Consider the following 19,503-nt stretch of genomic DNA (forward strand, 5'->3'; position numbering starts at 1 on the left):
CGGGCGGGCGGCGGGCGGTGTCTCATCGCCGCAGCATCCCCGCCAGCAGCTCGCCCAGCCCGGCCCGCAGCTCCTCCAGGGCGGGCACCGTCGAGTGGTAGGAGCCCGCGGTGCAGGAGAACATCATCCCGTCGCACCAGGCGATCAGCGACAGCGCGTGCCGCTCGGGCTCGGCCGACCCGGCGGCGGTCATCATCGCCACCAGCGGCTCCCGGAAGGCGTTGCCGCCCGTCCGGTCGTAGACGGCCCGCAGGGCGGGGCGACGGGTCGCCTCCAGGGCCAGTTCGTAGCGGGCGACCGTCAGGTGGCGGTGGTGGGTCAGATAACGGTGCAGGGTCCGGGCCAGGGCCTCGGCCAGGGCGCCGGCCGGGTCCCCGGAGCCGCCGGGCACCGGTGTCCGCCGCGGTTCCAGCACGCTCGCCTCGCGCACCGCCAGCCGCCGCACCGTCAGCTCCAGCAGTGCCTCGCGGGTGCGGGCGTGGTTGGAGGTGGAGCCCTGCGGCAGGCCGGCCGCCTCGTCCACCGCGCGGTGGGTGAGCCCGCGCAGTCCCCGCTCGGCAAGCAGGCCGATCGCGGTGTCGGCGATCAGTTCGGTACGGGCGGGAGGGCGGGCGGTGCGCGGAGCCATGCGGTCAACCTACCGGCTCCACTACAGCCGTAGTAGGCTGCCGGTGTCACTACAGATGTAGTGACGGTTTCTCCGTAACCGTCCACACCGGGAGGGCACCCCATGCACCAGCCCCGAGCCGTCGTCGTCGGAGCCGGGATCGGAGGCCTTACCGCGGCCGGGGCACTGCACCGGCGCGGCTGGCGGGTCACCGTCCTGGAACGCGCCGCCGAGCTGGAGCCGGTCGGCGCGGGAATCGCGCTGGCCCCCAACGCCCAGCGGGCCCTGGACGTCATCGGGCTCGGCGACGCCGTCCGCGCGATGTCCGCCTGGCAGGGCGAGGGAGGACTGCGCACCCCCTCGGGCCGCTGGCTCTCCCGCACCACCCAGGACGCGGCGGCCGAGCGCTTCGGCGGCCCGGTCGTCGTGGCCCACCGCGCCGACCTCGTCACGCTGCTCGCCGCCCGGCTGCCCCAGGGCGCCGTCCGCACCGGCACCCCCGCCCGGATCACGGACCCGGGGACGGCGGAGCGGCCCGCGACCGTGCGCACCGGGGGCGGCGAGGAACTCGCCGCCGACCTCGTCGTCGCCGCGGACGGCATCCACTCCGCCGCCCGGGAAGTCCTCTTCCCCGGCCACCCCGCGCCCCGCTACGCGGGATTCACCGCCTGGCGGTTCGTCGCCCCCGCGCCCGGGCGGCCCTTCGCCCCCCACGAGACCTGGGGCCGCGGCGCGCTGTGGGGGACCGTCCCGCTGCACGACGGCCGGGTGTACGTCTACGCCACCGCAACCGTCCCCGCCGGGACACGTTTCCCGGCGGGCGAGCGGGCCGAGCTGCTGCGCCGGTTCGGCACCTGGCACCATCCCGTGCCCGAACTCCTCGCCGCCGTACCGCCGGACGCCATCCTGCGCAACGACGTGTACCGCACCGCCGCCGCGCCGCCCGCCTACCACCTGGGCCGCACCGCCCTGCTCGGCGACGCCGCGCACGCCATGGCGCCCAGCCTCGGCCAGGGCGGCTGCCAGGCGATCGAGGACGCCGTCGTCCTGGCCCACCACGCCGCCTCCGCCGACGGAGGCGGCGCGGGGACGGTACGCGCCCTGGCCGCGTACACCCGTGACCGGCTGCCCCGCACCATGGACGTCGTACGCCGCTCCACCCGGGTCGGCCGGCTGTTCACCCTGTCGTCGGCGCCCGCCTGCGCCCTGCGCGACGCCGTGGTCACCGCCGCCAACCGGGTCGGCCCGCGACTGGCCCTGCGCAGCCTCGACGGCATCGCCGACTGGCGGCCGCCGCGGGAGTCGTATGCTGCCGGGACACGGCGGTCGCGCACCGCGCCGGAGTGACGGCGACGGCGGCGGCAGCGGCGGTGAACGACGGCGAGACCGGGGAGGCCCTGTGCGGATCGGTGTGATCGGGCTCGGTGACATCGCACGGAAGGCCTACCTCCCGGTGCTCACCGCCCAGCCGGGCCTGGAGCTCCACCTCAACACCCGCACCCGCGCCACCCTGGACCGGATCGCAGACGCCCACCGGATCCCCGCCGCGCAGCGCCACCCGGACCTCGACGCGCTGCTCGCCGCCCGGCCCGACGCGGCCTTCGTCCACGCCCCCACCGAGACCCACCCGCGGATCGTCACCCGGCTGCTGGAGGCCGGGGTGCCCACGTACGTCGACAAGCCGCTCGCCTACGAGCCGGCCGAGGCCGAGCGGCTGGTCCGCCTCGCCGAGGCGCGGCACACCGCGCTGACCGTCGGCTTCAACCGCCGCCACGCCCCCGGCTACACCCAGTGCCTGGAGCATCCGCGCGAGCTGATCCTGATGCAGAAGAACCGGGTCGGCCTGGCCGCCGACCCGCGCGAGGCGGTCTACGACGACTTCATCCACGTCGTCGACACCCTCCGCTTCCTGCTGCCCGGCCCGGCCGTGCACACCGACGTCCGGGCACGCGTCAGCGGGGGACTGCTGCACCACGTGGTGCTCCAGCTCTCGGGCGACGGCTTCACGGCGATCGGCGTCATGAACCGGATGAGCGGCAGCACCGAGGAGATCCTCGAGGTGGCCGGGCAGGACACCAAACGCCAGGTGCTCAACCTGGCGGAGATCGTCGACCACAAGGGCCAGCCCAGCGTCCGCCGCCGCGGGGACTGGGTGCCGGTGGCCCGTCAGCGCGGCATCGAGCAGATCACCCTCGACTTCCTCGACGCGGTGCGCGCCGGACGGCGGCCGGGCGCCGAGGACGCCCTGCGCACCCACGAGCTGTGCGAGCGGATCGTCACCGCCGTACTGGAGCAGTCCCGCTGACGGACGCCCGCCCCGCCCTCCGGCCCCGCACCCGGCCGGCCGCCGCGACGGCGCCGGCCGCCGACAGCGCTCCCAGCGCGGCGGCCGGCACCCAGTCGCCCAGCCGCACGTACGGGCTGGTGCCCGAGGCCAGCGGCACCTCGTACACCGCCGCCCCGCGGTGGCCGGTGCCCAGCCGCCCGCCCACCGGCCCGCCGCGCGGACCGTGCACCGCGCTCACGCCGGTCAAGGTGGCGTGCACCATCGGCCGCCAGGTCTCCGCCGCCCGCAGCGCCGCCAGGGAGGCGTGCTGCTCCGGTGCCCAGCTCTCCTGGAAGGTCGAGGTCGCCGACTGGGCGACCAGCAGTTCGGCCCCGTCGCGCGCCAGCGCCCGGCTCATGTCGGGGAAGGCGGACTCGAAGCACACCAGCAGGCCGGCGGCCGTGCCGTCCGCGTCCGCCACCACCGGGTTCTTCCCGCGCCGGCGGTCCTCCTCGGCGGCCCGGCCCACCGCGGTGGCCCAGCCCAGCAGGGAACGGGCCGGTATGTACTCGCCGAACGGGACCAGCCGCATCTTGTCGTAGCGGCCGGTGGGACCACCGGGACCCACCAGCACCGAACTCTTGAAGATCCCCGGCCGGTCCGAACGCCGCGCGTCGACGTTGACCAGCAGCGGCGCACCGACCCGCGCGGACAGCCCGGCCAGCCGGTCCCGCAGGCCGGGGCGGTCGCCCAGGTCGTAGCCGACGCTGCTCTCGCCCCACACCACCAGGTCCGCGTCCCGGCCCGCCAGTTCGCGGGTCAGCCGGGCACCGGCCTCGAAGCGCACCTCGGGACCCTCGACCACCCCCGGCTGCACCACCGCGACCCGGACGGTGCCGGACGGCCGGGGCAGCGGCCCCCACGCCCAGACCGCGGCCGGCACCAGCGCGCACACCACGGCCGCGGCCACCGCGGCGGTACGCGCCCGGGGGAGCGCGGCCAGCACCACCAGCACGGTGTTCACCGCCACCAGCCACACCGTCACCAGCCACACCCCGCCCAGCGAGGCCAGCCGCAGCGCGGGCGGCACCTGCCACTGGCTCGCCCCGAGCAGCGCCCACGGCCCGCCCAGGTACTCCCAGGAGCGCACCAGCTCGATCACCAGCCACGCCGACGGCAGCAGCACCACGGCCGCCAGTGCCCGCCCCGGCCCCGGCGTACCGCCCAGCAGGCGCCGGGCCAGCCAGCCCCAGGGCGCCCACAGCAGCCCCAGCAGGGCCGCCACCACGAGGAGGAAGACATGCAGACTCGGTGCCAGCCAGTGGTGCGTGGCCAGCAGGAAACCGGTGCCGCCCAGCCAGCCCTCCACGGCGGCACGGCGCCCGCTGTCCGCCGTCCGCAGCAGCAGCAGCCACGGCACCAGCGCCGCGTAGGCCCACCACCACAGCGACGGCTCGGGGAAGGCCGGGGCGGGCAGCGCGCCCGCCGCCACCGCGAGTACCCCGCGCCGCCACCGCCGTACGCCCGAAGCCGCCCGCATGCCGTGCCTCCTCACCCGGTCCGGAACCGGTGTGCGGGGCCGCCGCCGCACGGACAGGAGACCGTGCCACGGACGGGCCCGGGAGAGGAACCGGTCCCTCCGGGTTTCGCCGGTCCGTTTGCGGGTCACCGTTCCCAGGAAACAGCCGGTCATTGCACCCGGACCCGGGAGGACGGCCGGGAGCGGGAGGCGGGAACGGGGCGCGGCCGGGAGAAGGGCGGTGGAGGAGATGACCACGGCGGAACTGCCCCTGCTGGTGGGCGTCGACGGCTCCGAGTCCAGCATGCACGCGGTGGACTGGGCCGCGGACGAGGCGGCCCGGCACTCGGTGCCGCTGTGCCTGCTCCACGCCGTCACGGAGTGGACGGACACGGAGCACGCCCCGGACGCCCTGGTGGCCGCCGCGGCGGAACGCGCCCGCCGGCACGTCCCCGGAGTCCGGCTGACCACCGAGGTCCGCGCCGAGGAGGCCGCCGACGCCCTGGCCCACGCCGGCCGCAACGCGCTCGCCCTGGTCGTCGGCTCCCGGGGACGGGGCCGGATCGCCGAGCTGCTGCTGGGCTCGGTGAGCCTGACGGTCGCGGGCCGGGCCGACTGCCCGGTCGTCGTCGTACGGGGCCGGGAAGCCGCCCGCCGCGGCGGGCGCGGCCGGGTGGTCCTGGGCGTCGGCGACTCCGTCGACGGCTCACCCGCCGCGCGCTTCGCCTTCCGCGCGGCCGCGGCCCGGCGCTGCGCGCTCCACGCGGTGCGGGCCTGGCACCGGCCGGCCCACGAGGAGCGGGAGCACCCACTGCTCCGGGGCCGCCCCTCCGGGGCCCGCCACCGGGAGGCGATGGACCACTTGGACCAGGTCCTGCGCGGCACCGCCCGCGAGTACTCCGGGGTCGACCTGCACCTGCGGGCCGTGGAGGGCCCCACCCGCGCCGTGCTGCTGGACGAGGCACGCGGCGCGGACCTGCTCGTGGTCGGTGCCCACCGCAGACAGGACCACCTCGGCCTCCAGCTGGGCGCGGTCGGCCACACGGTGCTCCACCACGCCGACTGCCCGGTCGCCCTCGTGCCGGAGCACATCTGACCCGACTCACCGGACGGACCGCACATGCCGCATACCGCCGACGCCGAACCGGCCGAGCCGCACGAGGAGGACCCCGGGAGCGCCGGAGCCCGGGACACCGCCGTACCGGCCCGGTGCCTGCGCGCACTGCGGGCCGTGGTCTTCGACACCGACGGGGTGATCACCGACTCCGCCCGGGTCCACGCCGCCGCCTGGAAGGAGGCGTTCGACGCCTGTCTGCGCCACTGGCGCGAGCGCCCGGAGAACGGCGCGGAGGGAACGGAGGGGCCGGCGGAGGACGGCCGGACGGACCGGTTCCGCCCGTTCGACATCGCCGAGGACTACCGGCGCCATGTGGACGGCAGATCCCGCATCGACGGCGCCGCCGCCTTCCTCGCCTCCCGGGGCCTGGACCTGCCGCCGGGCACTCCTTGGGACCCGCCGGGCAACGGCACCGTCCGGGCCGTGGCCGCCCGTAAGGAACAGCTGTTCACCGAGGCGCTCCGGCGGGACGGCGTCGACGCGTGGCCCGGCACGGTGCGGCTGCTGCACGCCCTGCGCCGCGCCGGGACACCCATGGCGGTGATATCGGCCTCCCGGCACGCGAGGGAACTGCTCTCCACGGCCGGGGTGCTGGGGCTGTTCGACGCGGTGGTGGACGGTCACGAGGCGGCCCGGCTCGGCCTGGCCGGCAAACCGGACCCCGCGGTGTTCCTGGAGGCCGCCCGGCGGCTCGGCGTACCCGCGTCCGGGACGGCCGTCGTCGAGGACGCGCTGGCGGGTGTCGAGGCGGGACGCCGGGGCGGCTTCGCCCTGGTCGTCGGGGTGGACCGGACGGCCGGCCCCACCAGCGCGCGGGATCTGCGGGAGCACGGTGCCGACCTGGTCGTACGCGATCTGGCCGAACTGCTGACCGAGCCCGGTGACGGGACCGACGAGGAGGGGGACTGAGCCCGTGGAGCGACCCGAGGAGCAGTGGGAGTGGGGCTACGAGGGCTACGAACCGGCCGAGGAACGGCTGCGCGAGGCCCTGTGCACCCTGGGCAACGGCTACCTCGCGACCCGGGGCGCGGCCCCCGAGACGGACGCCGGCGAGACGCACTACCCGGGCACCTACGTGGCGGGCTGCTACAACCGCCTGGTGTCCGAGGTGGCGGGCCGGCAGGTCGAGAACGAGGACATGGTCAACCTGCCCAACTGGCTGCCCCTGCGCTTCCGGATCCCCGACGGTTCCGACGCGTCCCCCGGCGCGCCCTGGTGGACCCCCGACCAGGACGGGCTGCTGGAGTACCGGCAGGTCCTGGACCTCAGGCAGGGCGTGCTGAACCGGACCCTGCTCCTTCAGGACCCGCGGGGGCGGCGGCTGCGCGTCGAGCAGTCCCGGCTGGTGCACATGGGGCAGCCCCATCTGGCGGCCCTGCGCACCACCTTCACGGCGGAGAACTGGACCGGGACGGTGGAGGTGGAGTCCGCGATCGACGGCTCGGTCACCAACGCGGGCGTCGCCCGCTACCGCGCCCTGAACGGCCGCCACCTGACCGGCCACACCACCGGTGCCGCGGAGCCCGACACCGTCTGGCTGCGCTGCCACACCACCACCTCCGATATCTGCGTGGCCCTGGCCGCCCGCACCCGCCTGGCGGGCACCGGTTCCGAAGGTCCCGAAGGCCCCGACGGGCTCGTCGAGGCCGTCACCGAACCGGCCGGCCCGCGGCCCGCCCGGCGGCTGACCCTGGCGGTACGGCCCGGGGAGCCGGTCACCGTCGACAAGACCGTCGCCCTGCACACCAGCCACGACCTGGCGATCAGCGATCCGCTGCGGGCCGCCCTGGCGGACCTCGCCGACGCGCCCGGCTTCCCCGAACTCCTCGGCTCGCACCGCGCCGCCTGGGCGGAACTGTGGCGGCACGCCGACCTGGAGGTGCCGGGCAAGGCGGGCCACATCCTGCGGGTGCACCTCTTCCACGTCCTGCAGACCCTCTCCCCGCACACCGCGGACCTGGACGTGGGGGTCCCGGCCCGCGGACTGCACGGCGAGGCGTACCGGGGCCACATCTTCTGGGACGAGCTGTTCGTCCTGCCCTACCTCAACGTCCACTTCCCGGAGACCTCCCGCGCCCTGCTGTCCTACCGGCACCGGCGGCTGCCCGAGGCCGTGCGGGCGGCCCGGGAGAAGGGGTACGCCGGGGCGATGTACCCCTGGCAGAGCGGCAGCGACGGCCGGGAGGAGACCCAGACCCTGCACCTGAACCCGCGCTCGGGCCGCTGGCTGCCCGACCACTCCCGGCTCCAGCACCACGTGGGCTCGGCGATCGCCTACAATGTCTGGCAGTACTGCCAGGCCAGCGGCGACACCGACTTCCTGCACACCAGGGGCGCCGAGACGCTGCTGCGGATCGCCCAGTTCTGGGCGAGCAGGGCGGAGTACGACCGCGGACACGAGCGCTACCGCATCCGGGGCGTGGTCGGCCCCGACGAGTACCACGAGGCGTACCCGGGCAGCGACCGGCCCGGTCTGGACGACAACGCCTACACCAACGTCACCGCCGCCTGGGTCCTGGCCCGCGCCCTGGAGCTGCTCGGCACCGTCCCCGAGCCGCGCCGCCGGGAGCTGTGCGAGGACCTGGGCATCGGCGAGGAGGACACCGGGCGCTGGGAGGACGTCTCCCGGCGGCTGCGGGTGCCCTTCCACGACGGGGTCATCAGCCAGTTCGAGGGGTACGGCGACTTGGCCGAACTGGACTGGGAGGGCTACCGGAGGAAGTACGGCGACATCCGGCGGCTGGACCGGATCATGGAGGCCGAGGACGACACCGTCAACCGCTACAAGGCATCCAAGCAGGCCGACGCGCTGATGCTCGGCTACCTGTTCTCACCGGCCGAGCTGGCCGGGCTGTTCCGGCGGCTCGGCCACACCCTGGACGACGAACTGTGGCACCGCACGGTCGACTACTACCTGCGCCGCACCAGCCACGGCTCCACCCTGAGCTCCCTGGTGCACGGCTGGATCCTGGCCCGGGTACGGCGTCCGGACGCCTGGGGCTACGTGCAGGAGGCGCTCGTCAGCGACATCGCCGACATCCAGGGCGGCACCACCGCGGAGGGCATCCACCTGGGCGCCATGGCCGGGACGCTCGACCTCGTACAGCGCGGTCTGACGGGTCTGGAGACCCGTGAGGACGCCCTGTGGCTGGATCCGGTGCCGGTCCCGGAGCTGTCCGAGTTCGGTTTCACCATGCGCTACCGGCACCACTGGGGGGTGGCGGTACGGATGCTGGCGGGCGAGCTGTGCATCGGCCTTCCCGCGTCCGCCGAGGGACCGGTCCGGGTGGTGCTGCCCGACCGGACCGTCACCGTCGACCCCGGGGAGTCGTGCCGGCTGCGGTTGGCCGGAGACTGACCGGAAACCGCCCCGGGGGTGGGAAGACGGGGAACCGTCTTCCCACCCCCGGGGCGGTTTCCGGGTGCCGGACGGATCAGCCGGGTTCCCGGCGGTCCGGGCGGTGGCTGGTCCAGTACGCCGCGCCCATGATCAGGGCGGACAGGAGCAGCAGGGCGCCGACCGCGGGGTGCAGGATCATCAGGACCGGCAGCAGGGCCATGCAGACGGCCGCGAACAACCACGGCCGGGAGGAGCCGCCCGACGGGTCCGGCGGTGGGCCGGGTGGCTGCCCGCCGAAGTCCCGGGCGGTCCACGAGTCCCCGAACTCCCGGAATCGGGCCGTGAGTTCGGCGTCCTCGCGCAGCGCTCGCTCGGTTTCGTTCAGTATGCGGAGTTCTCGGAGGGTGAGGCGGGAATCTTTCATCGTCTCGGTGTCCCGGTTCAACCTGGTGCACGACGGTGGGGTTCGGCTGACGGGTACCCGTTTCCCGCGGGTCATCCTCCTGTTTTCGGCCGGTCCGTGAAGAATTCCCGGGACCGCGGGGCGGAGACGGCCGCGGGCTCGGCGGTCAGCCGCCGCGGTACCGCAGGAGCAGCATGGCCGCGTCGTCGTGCAGCGGCCCTCCGACATGTCTCACCAGGTCACGGCGCAGCGACTCCAGCGCGGAGTCCGGGCTCGCCTCCCGCAGCAGGAAGGAGCGCCGCTGAAGCGGGTAGAAGCGGCCGTCCGGATCGCGGGCCTCGGTGACGCCGTCGGTGTACAGCAGCAGCTGGTCCCCGCGGCCGAGCGCCAGGCAGTACGGCGCGGGCGGCTTGACGTCGAGTCCCAGGCCCAGGGGCGGCGAGGTCTCGGGGGGCTCCGCGAGCCGCGCCGCGCCGTCCGCGCGGACGACCAGCGGTGAGGGGTGGCCGTGGTTGAGCACGGTGACCGTGCGGTCCTCGTGCGTCTCCAGCAGCACGGCCGTGACGAACCGCTCCGCGGGCATGTGCCGGTTGACGGCTCTCTCCAGCCGGGCACTGACCGCCGGCAGGTCCGGCTCGTCGTACGCGGCCTCCCGGAACGCGGCCAGGACCACCGCGGCCGTCTCCACCGCCTCCAGGCCCTTGCCCTGGACGTCCCCCACCAGCACCCGGACGCCGGTGGGCGAGTTGACGACCTCGTACAGGTCCCCGCCGATCCGGGCCTCGGCGACCGCGGAGGTGTAGGACACCGCCACCCGCAGGTGGCCGGCGGCCCGGGGGACCGGGCGCAGCAGCACCCGCTGGGCGACCTCGGCGATGGACCGCACACTGGCCAGCTCGGACTCGTGCCGCTGCCGGACGGCCGCGGCGGCCAGCCCGGCCGCACCCACCCCGATCACCGACACCGTCGCCGTGAAGCCGCGCACCGAGTCCAGCAGACCGTCGAAGGCGGCCAGGGAGAGGCACAGCACCAGGGCCAGCAGCCCGATCAGGGCGGTGCGGCGTATGCCGCCGACGAGGCTGGCGAAGGCGGGACCGAGTGACAGCAGCGGCAGGAAACCCACCTCCGGTCCCGCCGTCAGGTCCACCACGGTGACGAGGGTCATGGCCGCGAAGGGCAGACCGGCCAGCAGTCGGTAGCTGTCGTCGTCGCGCTCGGCCAAGGTGAACTCCGGGATCGGCTGCGGCTGCCCCCTGGCTGCCTCCCCCCAGCTTCCCAGCCGGGGAGAGCACGGGAAAGCGAACGGACCCGGTTGTGCGCACTCCCGCCGTGCGCCCCCGAGCGCGGCCCGCGGGGCGGCGGGCCGCAGTCCGGACCGCCCGGTGTCCCGGCGAGGCGCGGGTACGCCCGCGGTCCCGCCTCACCGCCGGGCCGGCCCGGCCCGGGTCCGCCGGACACGGGCCGGGCGGAGACCACCGGCCCCCGAGGCGTGGGTGCGCCGTCCGGGCGGGCGGCGGCCGCCGGTGCCGGCACCGGATCATCCGGCGGACGCGGCGGCGCGCCGGGCCCGCTGACCCGATCGGCCCAGCCGGACGCCTCCCGTGCTGCCGTCGCGGGCCCGCCGCAGCAGGCTGCGAGCAGGAACCGCCGGCCCCGGACAACCCGGTGGCGGGCAGCCACGTCGGAACAGGTACAGGAGGCAGCCATGAGGCACGGCCGGAGGGGACCAGCGGCACCGCCGCCGGGGGGACAGGGGGAGACCATGCAGGACGGGCGGACGGCGGGCCGCGCACGGGACCGGCGAATACGGGCCGCGCGAATACGGGCCGGGCACATACCGGCCGGGCACATACGGGGCGGGCGGACACCGGCCGCGCACGGCGCACGGCACACGGCCGGCACGGGACCCGGCCGGACCGCGCGAACCCTGGCCGTGGCCCTGCTGGTACTCGGCGCGCTCACGGCGTGCACCGCCCACAGCGGCCCGGAGCCGGGGGAGAGGGACGGGGGAGAGGGGACGGGCGCGCCACGAGCGGCGGCGGAACCGGCCGCCGGCGAGCCGCGCGAGGCGTTCACCGTCGTGGCGACCGGCGACATCATCCCGTACCCGTCGATCATCCGGCAGGCACGGCTGGACGCGGGCGGCGACGGCCACGACTTCACCCGCATCCTGGCGGGCGTGAAACCCGTCGTCGAGACCGCCGGCGTGGCGCTGTGCCACATGGAGACCCCCTACGGCGACAAGGACGGTCCCTTCACCGGCTACCCGCTGTTCCGCTCGCCGCCCGAACTCGCCCGGGCGCTCCGCGCCACCGGCTACGACAGCTGCTCCACCGCCTCCAACCACAGTCTCGACGACGGCTTCGACGGGGTGCGCCGCACCCTCGACGCGCTGGACGCGGCGGGCGTACGGCACTCCGGCACGGCCCGCAGCGCGGCGGAGGCCGCCCGTCCGGCCCGGCTGGCGGCGGGCGGCGCCGAGATCGCCCACCTGTCCTACACCTACGGCACCAACGGCATACCGCTGCCCGGGGACCGTCCGTGGGCGGTCGGCATGCTGGAGGCGGACAAAGTGATCGCCGACGCCCGCGCCGCCCGCCGCGCGGGGGCCGACGTCGTCCTGGTCAGCGTGCACTGGGGCACCGAGTGGCAGCAGGCCCCGGACGCGGAGCAGAAGAGGCTCGCGGAGGAGCTGACCGCCGCGCGCACCGGCGGCCGCAAGGACATCGACCTGGTGATCGGCACCCACAACCACGTACCGCAGCCGTACGAGAAGGTGAACGGCACCTGGGTCGTCTACGGGCTGGGGGACCAGGTCGCCAGCTTCGTCCCGGCGGACAAGCGCAGCGGCAACGAGGGCTCCATGGCGCGCTTCACCTTCACCCCGGAGCCCGCCGGCGGAGGCTGGGACGTCACCCGGGCCGAGTTCCTGGTGAGCCACTCCGACATGGGGCCGCCCTTCCGGGTGGTACGCGCCACCGGGCGGAACTTCCCCGAGGTGCACCGGCGGGTGCGCGAGGCGGTGCTGAGCCGGGGCGCCGCCGAGGACGGTCTCACCGAGGGCCGCTGAGGCGGGACACGAGGCGGGACACGGTACGGGAGCCAGGGAGCCGGGGGGAGCCGCCGGCCGGCGGCTCCCCCCGGTGGTTCAGCGGTTTCTTGCGAGGAACCCCGTGCGTTTACGCATCGGGGGAATCGCATCCTGGGGTTCGCGGCGCGGAGCGCCGCGGTATCACTTCGTGAAGCTCTGCCGTGGTGTCGCACTCAGTCAGGACGCTTCTGGTTCTCGATGTACTCCTTGACCACGGCCGGCGGCGCACCGCCACATGAGCCGGCGAAGTAGGAGGGGGACCAGAGGTGGTTTCCCCACAGGTAGCGGTGGAGGTGGTCGGGGAACTCTCCCCCCTGGCCCTTCGGCCGGGTGGTACCCCCAGGCGGAGGCGTCGGGCGGAGACGCCCTTGAGGCTGCCGACCAGCCGGGACAGCGTGACCTGAGGCGGATAGTGCACCAGAAGGTGCACGTGGTCGGTCTCGCCGTGGAACTCGCGCGGCTCGGCGCCGAAGTCCGTCACACCTCGCGCATGATCTCTTCGCAGCGCTTGAGGATGGTGGCGGTGAAGACGCCGCGCCGGTACTTCGGAGTGAAGGCCAGATGCGGGTGCAGGGGGTGAACGGCGCTTCTTCCCGTGTGTGGCGACCCCCCATTGCAGTGACATACGGTGGTGTTACGATCACTCTGTGAAGCTGGTTGTGCAGGTGAAACTCCTCCCGGACGCGGTGCAGGCACCGGCGCTTGAGTCGACCCTGCACGCGGCCAACAAGGCCGCCACCTGGGTGTCGGCCCTCTCGTTCGAACACTTCGGCCTCACCGGATCGGTCCGTGAGCTGCGGAAGCTGTGCTACGGGGAGCTGAAGGCCCAAGGATTCGGCGCGCAGGCCGCCCAGCACATCATCAAACGCGTCGCCGACGCGTATACGACACTGCGGGCGAACATCAAGGCCGGAAACCTCGGCCCCCCGGGAGCCCAGCGCCGCCGCAAGGCCGAGTCCAGGCCGGTCACCTTCCGCCCCGAGGCGGCGCACACCTACGATGACCGCTGCCTGTCGTGGAACTACGACGCCCAGACGGTGAGCATCTGGACCCTGGACGGCCGCCTCAAACACGTTTCGTTCGCCTGCTCCCCCGGCGCGCTCAAGCAGCTTGCCCAGTCCCGCAAGGGCGAGACGGATTTGATGATGCGGGACGGGAAGCTGTTCCTGGCCGCCACCATCGACGTGCCCGACCCGGAGGTGTCCGAGCCGAAGGGATTCCTCGGGGTGGACCGGGGCCTCACCAACCTCGCCACCACCTCCGACGGAGACAACCACACCGGGCGCCGCCTGGGCCGCTACCGCCGCTGGCAGGCCCGCAAACGGGCCGAACTCCAAGCCAGACAGACCCGCTCCGCCAAGCAACTGCTGAAGAAGCGGGCCCGCCGCGAGGCGCGGCACGCCACCCACATCAACCACATCATCGCCAAGACTGTCGTTGCTGTCGCCCAACGCACCGAGCGCGGCCTTGCCCTGGAGGAACTGCGGGGCATCCGCGAGCGGGTCACGGTTCCGCGCGACCAGCGAGCACGCCAGTCGGCCTGGCCCCCTTCCACCAGCTCGGCGCCTTCGTCGAGTACAAGGCACGCCGAGCCGGCGTGCCGTTCATCGAGGTGGATCCGGCCCACACCTCGCAGCGCTGTCCGCGCTGCGGCCACACCGAGCGCGCCAACCGGCGCACCCGGGACCACTTCTGCTGTCGTCGGTGCGGCCTCGCTGGGCCGGCCGACCACGTCGCCGGGGTCAACATCGCCACGCGAGCGGCCACGGCGTGGGTATTCGTCAACATGCCCGACCCGGCCCCCGCGCAGCGCGGGAACCGGTGGATGTGACCCGTGACCGTCCTGCCGTAGGGGGCAGTCGGGAGCATAAACAGAGCCGCATCGAACCGAGCCAACAAGCCCGGTCGTTCACGGCTGAGTAGTTGACTGCGCCACCTCGCCCGCGTGCGGGGAGACCGCCCCGGCCGCGATGAGCCCGAAGATCAGCAGGCCCAGCAGTATGCGGTAGACCACGAACGGCATGAAGCTCCTGGTGGAGATGAACCTCATGAACCAGGCGATGACCGCGTAGGCCACGAAGAAGGCCAGCACGGTCGCGAAGACCGTCGGGCCCCAGGAGACATGCCCCTCGCCGATCTCCGTCAGCTCGAACAGGCCGGAGGCCAGCACCGCGGGGATGGCCAGCAGGAAGGAGTAGCGGGCGGCGGCCTCCCGACTGTAGTTCATGAACAGCCCGCCGCTGATCGTCGCGCCGGACCGGGAGACCCCCGGGATCAGGGCCATCGCCTGGGCCATGCCGTACAGCAGGCCGTCGCGCACGGTCAGGTGCTCCAGCGTCTTGCGCTCCCGCGCGGCGCGGTGCCGCCCGCCGGCCGTGTCGCGCGCCGCGAGCCGGTCGGCGACGCCGAGCACCACGCCCAGCACGATCAGCGTCGTGGCGATCAGCCGCAGATCACGGAAGGGGCCCTCGATCTGGTCCTTCAGCGTCAGGCCGAGAACGCCGATCGGGATCGAGCCGACGACCACCAGCCAGCCCAGTTTCGCGTCGTGCTCCTGCCGCGCCCGGCGGTCGTACAGCGAGCGGAACCAGGCGGAGACGATCCGCACGATGTCCTTGCGGAAGTAGATCAGCACCGCGGTCTCGGTACCGATCTGGGTCACCGCGGTGAAGGCCGCGCCGGGATCCTCCCAGCCCGCGAAGACCGCGGTCAGCCGCAGATGGGCGCTGGAGGAGATGGGGAGGAACTCGGTCAGCCCCTGGACGAGCCCGAGGATGAACGCTTCGAACCAAGACATGACTGGGGTGTGCTCGTCCCTGTGTTGTTGTGATCATCGGTCAGGTCGGGCAGATGCTATGACCGGTCGGGAAAGGCGGGGGAAACAGCGGACGAACGCAGACTCCCGGTATGTACCGGCCCGGTGACCGTTCCGGCGCATCCGGGCTGTCCGGGCGTCGCCTCCGCCTCCACTCCCGTCTCCACGTCCACCACTGTTCCCCGCAGCCGCGCGCGTCTGCGCCAGGCGACGGCCGCCGCGGTCAGGCCGGGGACCGCTATGAAGGCCGTCGCCGTCAGGAAGACCGGCGAGGTGGGCGTCGCGGCCTGGCTGCCCGCGACGGCGTAGGCGGCGGTGTTGGGCACACAGCCCAGCGCGGTGGCGGCCAGGAAGGCGGGCCAGCGCACCCGGGAGACGGCGGCACCGTAGTTGGAGACGGCGAACGGCATCCCGGGCAGCACCCGTACCACCAGCATCGCCCGGAAACCGTGCCGGCTGAGCTGCCGGTCACCGGCCTTCAGCCAGCGGCCGCGCAGCAGCGGACGCAGCGCCTCCTGCCCCAGCAGCCGCCCCAGTCCGAAGGAGATCCCGGCCCCCAGCACCGTCCCGGCCACCGCCGCGGCCGTGCCCAGGGAGGCGCCGAAGAGCGCGCCCGCCGCCAGGTTCAGCACCGGACGCGGCAGGAGCGCCGCCGTGCACAGCCCGTACGCCGCGGCGAACAGCACCACCGCGGCACCGCCGGAGAGCCGGGGGCGCCAGCCCTCGGTGAGCAGCCGCTGCGGTTCGCAGACCGCCACCGCGGTGGCGGCCGCCACCAGCAGCAGGACGAGCAGGCACAGACGGGACCAGGGGGAGAGCAGCACCGCGGCACACCGGGCGGCGGGGCCGACGGACTGTGGGATGGGGACGGACACCGGTGGAGCGTAACCGACGAAAACGGCCCGTGTCCGGCGTCGCGGGCCGCGCGGAATTCCACGGCACCACCGCCACCAGCGAGAACGACCGGAGAGGCGGGCCCGGAAAACCGTTCGGTGGCGGCCCCCGCCGCGTCCGTTGACCACCGGGTGTTCCCCGGTGCGCCGACCCCGCCCGGTCCGGTGTCCGCGCACCCCGCACAATGGGCGCATGACCGAGCCGGTGGACGAGTCGCTGCCCGTGGTCCGCGCCGTGGACGGGGGCACCGCCCGGTTGCTCCCCGACGTGGACCGCCGCCGGGCCTGGCTGCTCACCGTCGACGACGCGCCCCAGTCGTACGTGGACCTCGACGACCCGACGCACCTGGAGTTCGAGTACGTACGCCGCATCGCCCACGTCCTGGACCATGCCGCGGCGCCCGGCGTCCCGCTGGACGTCCTCCACCTGGGCGGCGGGGGCCTGACCCTGCCCCGCTATCTGGCCGCCACCCGCCCCGGCTCCCGCCAGCGGGTGGTGGACGCCGACCGGGCGCTGCTCGCGCTGGTCGCCGAGCACCTGCCGCTGCCGGAGACCGAAGGAGGCGGGGGGCTCGGCGGGCTCGGCGGAATCACAGTGCGGGCCCAGGACGCCCGCGCCGCCCTGCGGGACCGGCCGCCGGGCTCGCTGGACGTGCTGGTGGCGGACGTCTTCGGCGGCTCCCGCGTCCCGGCGCACCTGACGACCCTGTCCTGCGCGCGGGAGGCCGCCCGGGCGCTGCGCCCCGGCGGGATCTACACCGCCAACCTCGCCGACGCCGCGCCCTTCGCCTTCCTCCGCTCCCAGCTGGCGACCCTCACGGCGGTCTTCGACCGGCTGTGCCTGATCGCCGAGCCCGCCGTGCTGCGCGGCCGCCGCTTCGGCAACACCGTGCTGGTCGCCTCCCGGGCCGAGCTGCCGCTGGCCGAACTGGCGCGGGCGGCGGCGGGCGACCCGTTCCCGGCCCGGGTGGTGCACGGCGGGGAGCTGGCGCGGATCACGGGGGACGCCCGCCCGGTTCAGGAGGCCGACGCGGAGTCCTCGCCGCTGCCGCCGGGCGGTGCCTTCACGGTCGGCTGAGACCCGGCGGCCTCCGGCGGCCCCGCCGCGCCGGGCACTCCGGCGGCCGCCGCCGTCGCGGCGACGGCCGGGGGAGCGGAACCGTCGCGCCGGACCAGGTTCCGTACGTCCGGTACGCACAGCACCGCGGCGGTCAGCAGCACCACCAGGGCCGAGCAGCCCCACAGCGCCGCGGACCGGCCCACCGCCGCCTCCACCGGCCCGGCCGCGGCGGTGGCCACCGGCACCAGCGCCACGGAGCCCAGCCAGTCGTAGGCCGAGACCCGGGAGAACTTCTCCTCCGGCACCTCCTGGTGCAGCGCCAGCATCCAGGTCACCCCGAACACCTCCAGGGCCACCCCGGTGGCGAACATCACCGCGGCCAGCCACCCGGCGGACAGCGGCACCGCCAGCGCCGCCGAGGGCAGCGCCAGCGGGAAGACGCACAGCGCGCCGGTGAGCAGGATGCGGCGCGGCCGCCAGCGGGTCATCAGCAGTCCGCCGAGCACCGTGCCCGCGCCGAAGGCGGCCAGCGCCAGGCCCCAGGGCCGGGCGCCGCCCAGGTGCTCGGCGGCCACCTGCGGTCCGTACACCGCCTCGGCCGCCGCGACCACCGCGTTGACGACGGAGAACTGCGCCACCACCGCCCACAGCCACGGCCGTCCCGCCACCTCGCGCCAGCCGTCCCGCAGATCGCCGAGCAGCCCGCCGCCCGCCTCGCGTTCGGGCATCCCGCGCAGGTCGAGGAAGGCGCGCAGCGCGCCCGCCACCGCGAAGGCGGCGGCGTCCACGGCCAGCACCCAGCCGGGGCCGACGGCGGCGATCAGCGCGCCGCCCAGGGCCGCGCCGCCGATGGCGGCGCCGTTGACACCCATCCGGAACACCGCGAAGGCGCGCGCGGCCTGTCCGCCGCCGACGCTGGCGAGCACCATGCCCTCGGCGGCCGGGGCGAAGAAGGCGTGCCCGGTGCCGCCCAGCGCGGACAGCACCGCCATCTGCCACAGCAGCGCGTCCCCCGAGAGCACCAGCGCCGCGAAGACGCCCTGGGAGGCGCAGTTGAGCACGTTGGCCGCCACCATCACCCGGTGGCGCGGCAGCCGGTCCGCGACGGCCCCGCCGACCAGCAGGAAGGCCACCAGCGGTACGGTGCGGGCCGCGGCCACCAGACCCACGTCGGTGCCGTCGCCGCCCAGGGCGAGCACGGCGAACGCCGCCGCGATCAGCGCCCCGGAGTTGCCCATGCCGGTGACCACGGCGGCGGCCGTCAGCAGGGTGTAGTTGCGACCGGCCCAGGAGGGGCGGGCGGTCATTCCTCCTCGGCGTACGGGCGCAGACTGGCGGTCATCTTGTCGATGACGGCCTGCGGGACCTCGTCCTTGACCCCGGCGTCGCTGACGAGCACCCAGATGCGCAGGTCGTTGGTGCCGTCGATCCAGGACAGGGCCACGGCCTTGCCGTCGGAGTCACACTTGTTGCCCTTCTTCACCCCGGTGGCCGTGGCGGACGCGATGTGCCCCTTGATGCCGTGCGCGTTGGAGAACGGCTTCGCCCTGGTCAGCCTGACGGTGTCCTTCTGCTCGCCGTAGGCGGCGTAGACGAAGTTCTCCGCGGCGAGCTCCGCGCCCTCGACGGTGTCACGGGAGCCCTGGCCGCCCTTGCTGCCGACGACGGACCGGGTGTACTCGCTGTTCCCGGACTTGCACCAGCCCTCCTTGTGGACGGCCGGGGCGCTGAAGGCGACCAGCGGGCCGGAGAAGGGGTCGTCCTTGTCCTTCTGCCCGTAACCGATGATCGTGTCCTCCGACCGCACCTTCCAGTCGGGCGGTACGTCGAAGGCGCTGTGGTGCTTGGCGTTGGTGACCACCTGCCAGCCGGGGACCACCGGATCGGGCTTCTCCGGGGCGAGACCGTCGCGCGGGTTGCTCGGGTCGTCCTCCCGCTTCTCCGGCTCCTCGCTCGGCGTCGCGCCGTCCCCGGTGGAGGGCTCCGCGCTCGGTGACGCGGCCTTGTCGCCGCCCCCGGCGGTCTTCTCCCCGCCGTCGTCCCGCAGGACGAGGACCCCGGTGACCACGGCCGCGGCGATCACCGCGACGGCCACGACGACGGCGATCGCCGCGGTCCTGCCGCCCTTTCCGCCGCCCGGCTGCGGCTGCGGGGCACCGGGCCCGCCGGGCTGCCCCCACGGTCCGCCGGGCTGTGCCTGGTACGGGTTCGGCGCCTGGTACCCGGGCGCCTGGTAGGGGTTCGGCGCCTGGTACCCGGGCGTCTGGTACGGATTGGGCTGCTGCGGGCCCTGCTGGTTCTGCGGGTCGTGCGGGTTCTGCTCGCCCCCGGGCTGCTGTCCTGGCCACATGGCCAGAACCTTAGAGGTGCCCCGCGGCCGCGGCCACGGCCG

General features: G+C 74.7%; 15 protein-coding genes and 2 pseudogenes. 8 read left to right on the forward strand and 9 right to left on the reverse strand.

Annotation, left to right across the window (positions count from 1 at the left end; translation table 11 throughout):
* Positions 1 to 22: 22 nt before the first annotated feature.
* Positions 23 to 628: a TetR/AcrR family transcriptional regulator gene (locus CUT44_RS09155; protein WP_100200155.1), complete on the reverse strand. Its 606-nt coding sequence runs from the start codon at positions 626 to 628 to the stop codon at positions 23 to 25.
* 102 nt (positions 629 to 730) lie between these two features.
* Here CUT44_RS09155 and CUT44_RS09160 point away from each other — a divergent pair, with 102 nt between their 5' ends.
* Both CUT44_RS09160 and CUT44_RS09165 read left to right on the forward strand, forming a co-directional pair.
* Positions 731 to 1,954: an FAD-dependent monooxygenase gene (locus CUT44_RS09160; protein WP_100200156.1), complete on the forward strand. Its 1,224-nt coding sequence runs from the start codon at positions 731 to 733 to the stop codon at positions 1,952 to 1,954.
* 52 nt (positions 1,955 to 2,006) lie between these two features.
* The gene (locus CUT44_RS09165; protein WP_100200157.1) at positions 2,007 to 2,912 is read left to right on the forward strand and encodes a Gfo/Idh/MocA family protein; all 906 of its coding nucleotides are present in this window, start codon (positions 2,007 to 2,009) and stop codon (positions 2,910 to 2,912) included.
* Here CUT44_RS09165 and lnt read toward each other — a convergent pair.
* On the reverse strand, positions 2,884 to 4,413 hold the full coding sequence (gene lnt, locus CUT44_RS09170; RefSeq protein ID WP_100200158.1) for an apolipoprotein N-acyltransferase: 1,530 nt from the start codon (positions 4,411 to 4,413) through the stop codon (positions 2,884 to 2,886). The genes CUT44_RS09165 and lnt overlap by 29 nt on opposite strands.
* Positions 4,414 to 4,642: 229 nt before the next feature.
* On the opposite strand from lnt, the gene CUT44_RS09175 reads away from it, so the two are divergent.
* The 3 genes from CUT44_RS09175 to CUT44_RS09185 are packed head-to-tail and all read left to right on the forward strand — an operon-like array spanning position 4,643 to position 8,867.
* Positions 4,643 to 5,488: a universal stress protein gene (locus CUT44_RS09175; RefSeq protein WP_100200364.1), complete on the forward strand. Its 846-nt coding sequence runs from the start codon at positions 4,643 to 4,645 to the stop codon at positions 5,486 to 5,488.
* A 24-nt stretch (positions 5,489 to 5,512) separates the two neighbouring features.
* The gene (locus CUT44_RS09180; protein ID WP_100200159.1) at positions 5,513 to 6,418 is read left to right on the forward strand and encodes an HAD family hydrolase; all 906 of its coding nucleotides are present in this window, start codon (positions 5,513 to 5,515) and stop codon (positions 6,416 to 6,418) included.
* A gap of 4 nt (positions 6,419 to 6,422) precedes the next feature.
* Positions 6,423 to 8,867, forward strand: coding sequence for a glycoside hydrolase family 65 protein (locus CUT44_RS09185; RefSeq protein WP_100200160.1), 2,445 nt, complete (start codon positions 6,423 to 6,425; stop codon positions 8,865 to 8,867).
* Positions 8,868 to 8,943: 76 nt separating this feature from the next.
* Here CUT44_RS09185 and CUT44_RS09190 read toward each other — a convergent pair whose 3' ends face one another.
* Both CUT44_RS09190 and CUT44_RS09195 read right to left on the reverse strand, forming a co-directional pair.
* Positions 8,944 to 9,273 carry a hypothetical protein gene (locus tag CUT44_RS09190; protein WP_146252152.1) on the reverse strand — a complete coding sequence of 110 codons (330 nt, stop codon included), beginning with the start codon at positions 9,271 to 9,273 and terminating at the stop codon, positions 8,944 to 8,946.
* A 145-nt stretch (positions 9,274 to 9,418) separates the two neighbouring features.
* The gene (locus CUT44_RS09195; protein ID WP_408646692.1) at positions 9,419 to 10,474 is read right to left on the reverse strand and encodes a PP2C family protein-serine/threonine phosphatase; all 1,056 of its coding nucleotides are present in this window, start codon (positions 10,472 to 10,474) and stop codon (positions 9,419 to 9,421) included.
* Between the two features lie 711 nt (positions 10,475 to 11,185).
* Here CUT44_RS09195 and CUT44_RS09200 point away from each other — a divergent pair.
* On the forward strand, positions 11,186 to 12,322 hold the full coding sequence (locus CUT44_RS09200; RefSeq protein WP_233221062.1) for a CapA family protein: 1,137 nt from the start codon (positions 11,186 to 11,188) through the stop codon (positions 12,320 to 12,322).
* Between the two features lie 194 nt (positions 12,323 to 12,516).
* On the opposite strand, the pseudogene tnpA reads toward CUT44_RS09200, so the two are convergent.
* Positions 12,517 to 12,916, reverse strand: a pseudogene (tnpA, locus tag CUT44_RS09205) (IS200/IS605 family transposase).
* A gap of 86 nt (positions 12,917 to 13,002) precedes the next feature.
* Between tnpA and CUT44_RS34840 the strand changes: the two are divergent.
* Positions 13,003 to 14,174: pseudogene (locus CUT44_RS34840) on the forward strand (RNA-guided endonuclease InsQ/TnpB family protein).
* A gap of 78 nt (positions 14,175 to 14,252) precedes the next feature.
* Here CUT44_RS34840 and CUT44_RS09215 read toward each other — a convergent pair.
* Both CUT44_RS09215 and CUT44_RS09220 read right to left on the reverse strand, forming a co-directional pair.
* Positions 14,253 to 15,140 (reverse strand): undecaprenyl-diphosphate phosphatase, encoded by an 888-nt coding sequence (locus CUT44_RS09215; RefSeq protein ID WP_100200163.1) that lies wholly within the window; start codon positions 15,138 to 15,140, stop codon positions 14,253 to 14,255.
* A gap of 56 nt (positions 15,141 to 15,196) precedes the next feature.
* Positions 15,197 to 16,033, reverse strand: a complete 837-nt coding sequence (locus tag CUT44_RS09220) for a TVP38/TMEM64 family protein (RefSeq protein ID WP_233221063.1) — start codon at positions 16,031 to 16,033, stop codon at positions 15,197 to 15,199.
* 223 nt (positions 16,034 to 16,256) lie between these two features.
* On the opposite strand from CUT44_RS09220, the gene CUT44_RS09225 reads away from it, so the two are divergent.
* Complete coding sequence (locus tag CUT44_RS09225; RefSeq protein ID WP_100200367.1) at positions 16,257 to 17,129, forward strand: spermidine synthase; 873 nt, start codon at positions 16,257 to 16,259, stop codon at positions 17,127 to 17,129.
* On the opposite strand, the gene CUT44_RS09230 is transcribed toward CUT44_RS09225, so the two are convergent.
* Both CUT44_RS09230 and CUT44_RS09235 read right to left on the reverse strand, forming a co-directional pair.
* Positions 17,069 to 18,418 (reverse strand): MFS transporter, encoded by a 1,350-nt coding sequence (locus CUT44_RS09230; RefSeq protein ID WP_100200164.1) that lies wholly within the window; start codon positions 18,416 to 18,418, stop codon positions 17,069 to 17,071. The two genes, CUT44_RS09225 and CUT44_RS09230, sit on opposite strands and share 61 nt — an antisense overlap.
* Positions 18,415 to 19,461: a hypothetical protein gene (locus tag CUT44_RS09235; RefSeq protein WP_100200165.1), complete on the reverse strand. Its 1,047-nt coding sequence runs from the start codon at positions 19,459 to 19,461 to the stop codon at positions 18,415 to 18,417. Before CUT44_RS09235 ends, CUT44_RS09230 begins: the two co-directional genes overlap by 4 nt.
* Between the last annotated feature and the right edge of the window lie 42 nt (positions 19,462 to 19,503).

Source organism: Streptomyces carminius, from assembly GCF_002794255.1.
Lineage (GTDB): Bacteria > Actinomycetota > Actinomycetes > Streptomycetales > Streptomycetaceae > Streptomyces > Streptomyces carminius.

Coding starts and splice junctions, on each gene's coding strand:
- CUT44_RS09155 (WP_100200155.1), bottom strand. CDS start 628: ATGGCTCCGCGCACCGCCCGCCCTCCCGCCCGTACCGAACTGATCGCC.
- CUT44_RS09215 (WP_100200163.1), bottom strand. CDS start 15,140: ATGTCTTGGTTCGAAGCGTTCATCCTCGGGCTCGTCCAGGGGCTGACC.
- lnt (WP_100200158.1), bottom strand. CDS start 4,413: ATGCGGGCGGCTTCGGGCGTACGGCGGTGGCGGCGCGGGGTACTCGCG.
- CUT44_RS09190 (WP_146252152.1), bottom strand. CDS start 9,273: ATGAAAGATTCCCGCCTCACCCTCCGAGAACTCCGCATACTGAACGAA.
- CUT44_RS09230 (WP_100200164.1), bottom strand. CDS start 18,418: ATGACCGCCCGCCCCTCCTGGGCCGGTCGCAACTACACCCTGCTGACG.
- CUT44_RS09235 (WP_100200165.1), bottom strand. CDS start 19,461: ATGTGGCCAGGACAGCAGCCCGGGGGCGAGCAGAACCCGCACGACCCG.
- CUT44_RS09160 (WP_100200156.1), top strand. CDS start 731: ATGCACCAGCCCCGAGCCGTCGTCGTCGGAGCCGGGATCGGAGGCCTT.
- CUT44_RS09175 (WP_100200364.1), top strand. CDS start 4,643: ATGACCACGGCGGAACTGCCCCTGCTGGTGGGCGTCGACGGCTCCGAG.
- CUT44_RS09180 (WP_100200159.1), top strand. CDS start 5,513: ATGCCGCATACCGCCGACGCCGAACCGGCCGAGCCGCACGAGGAGGAC.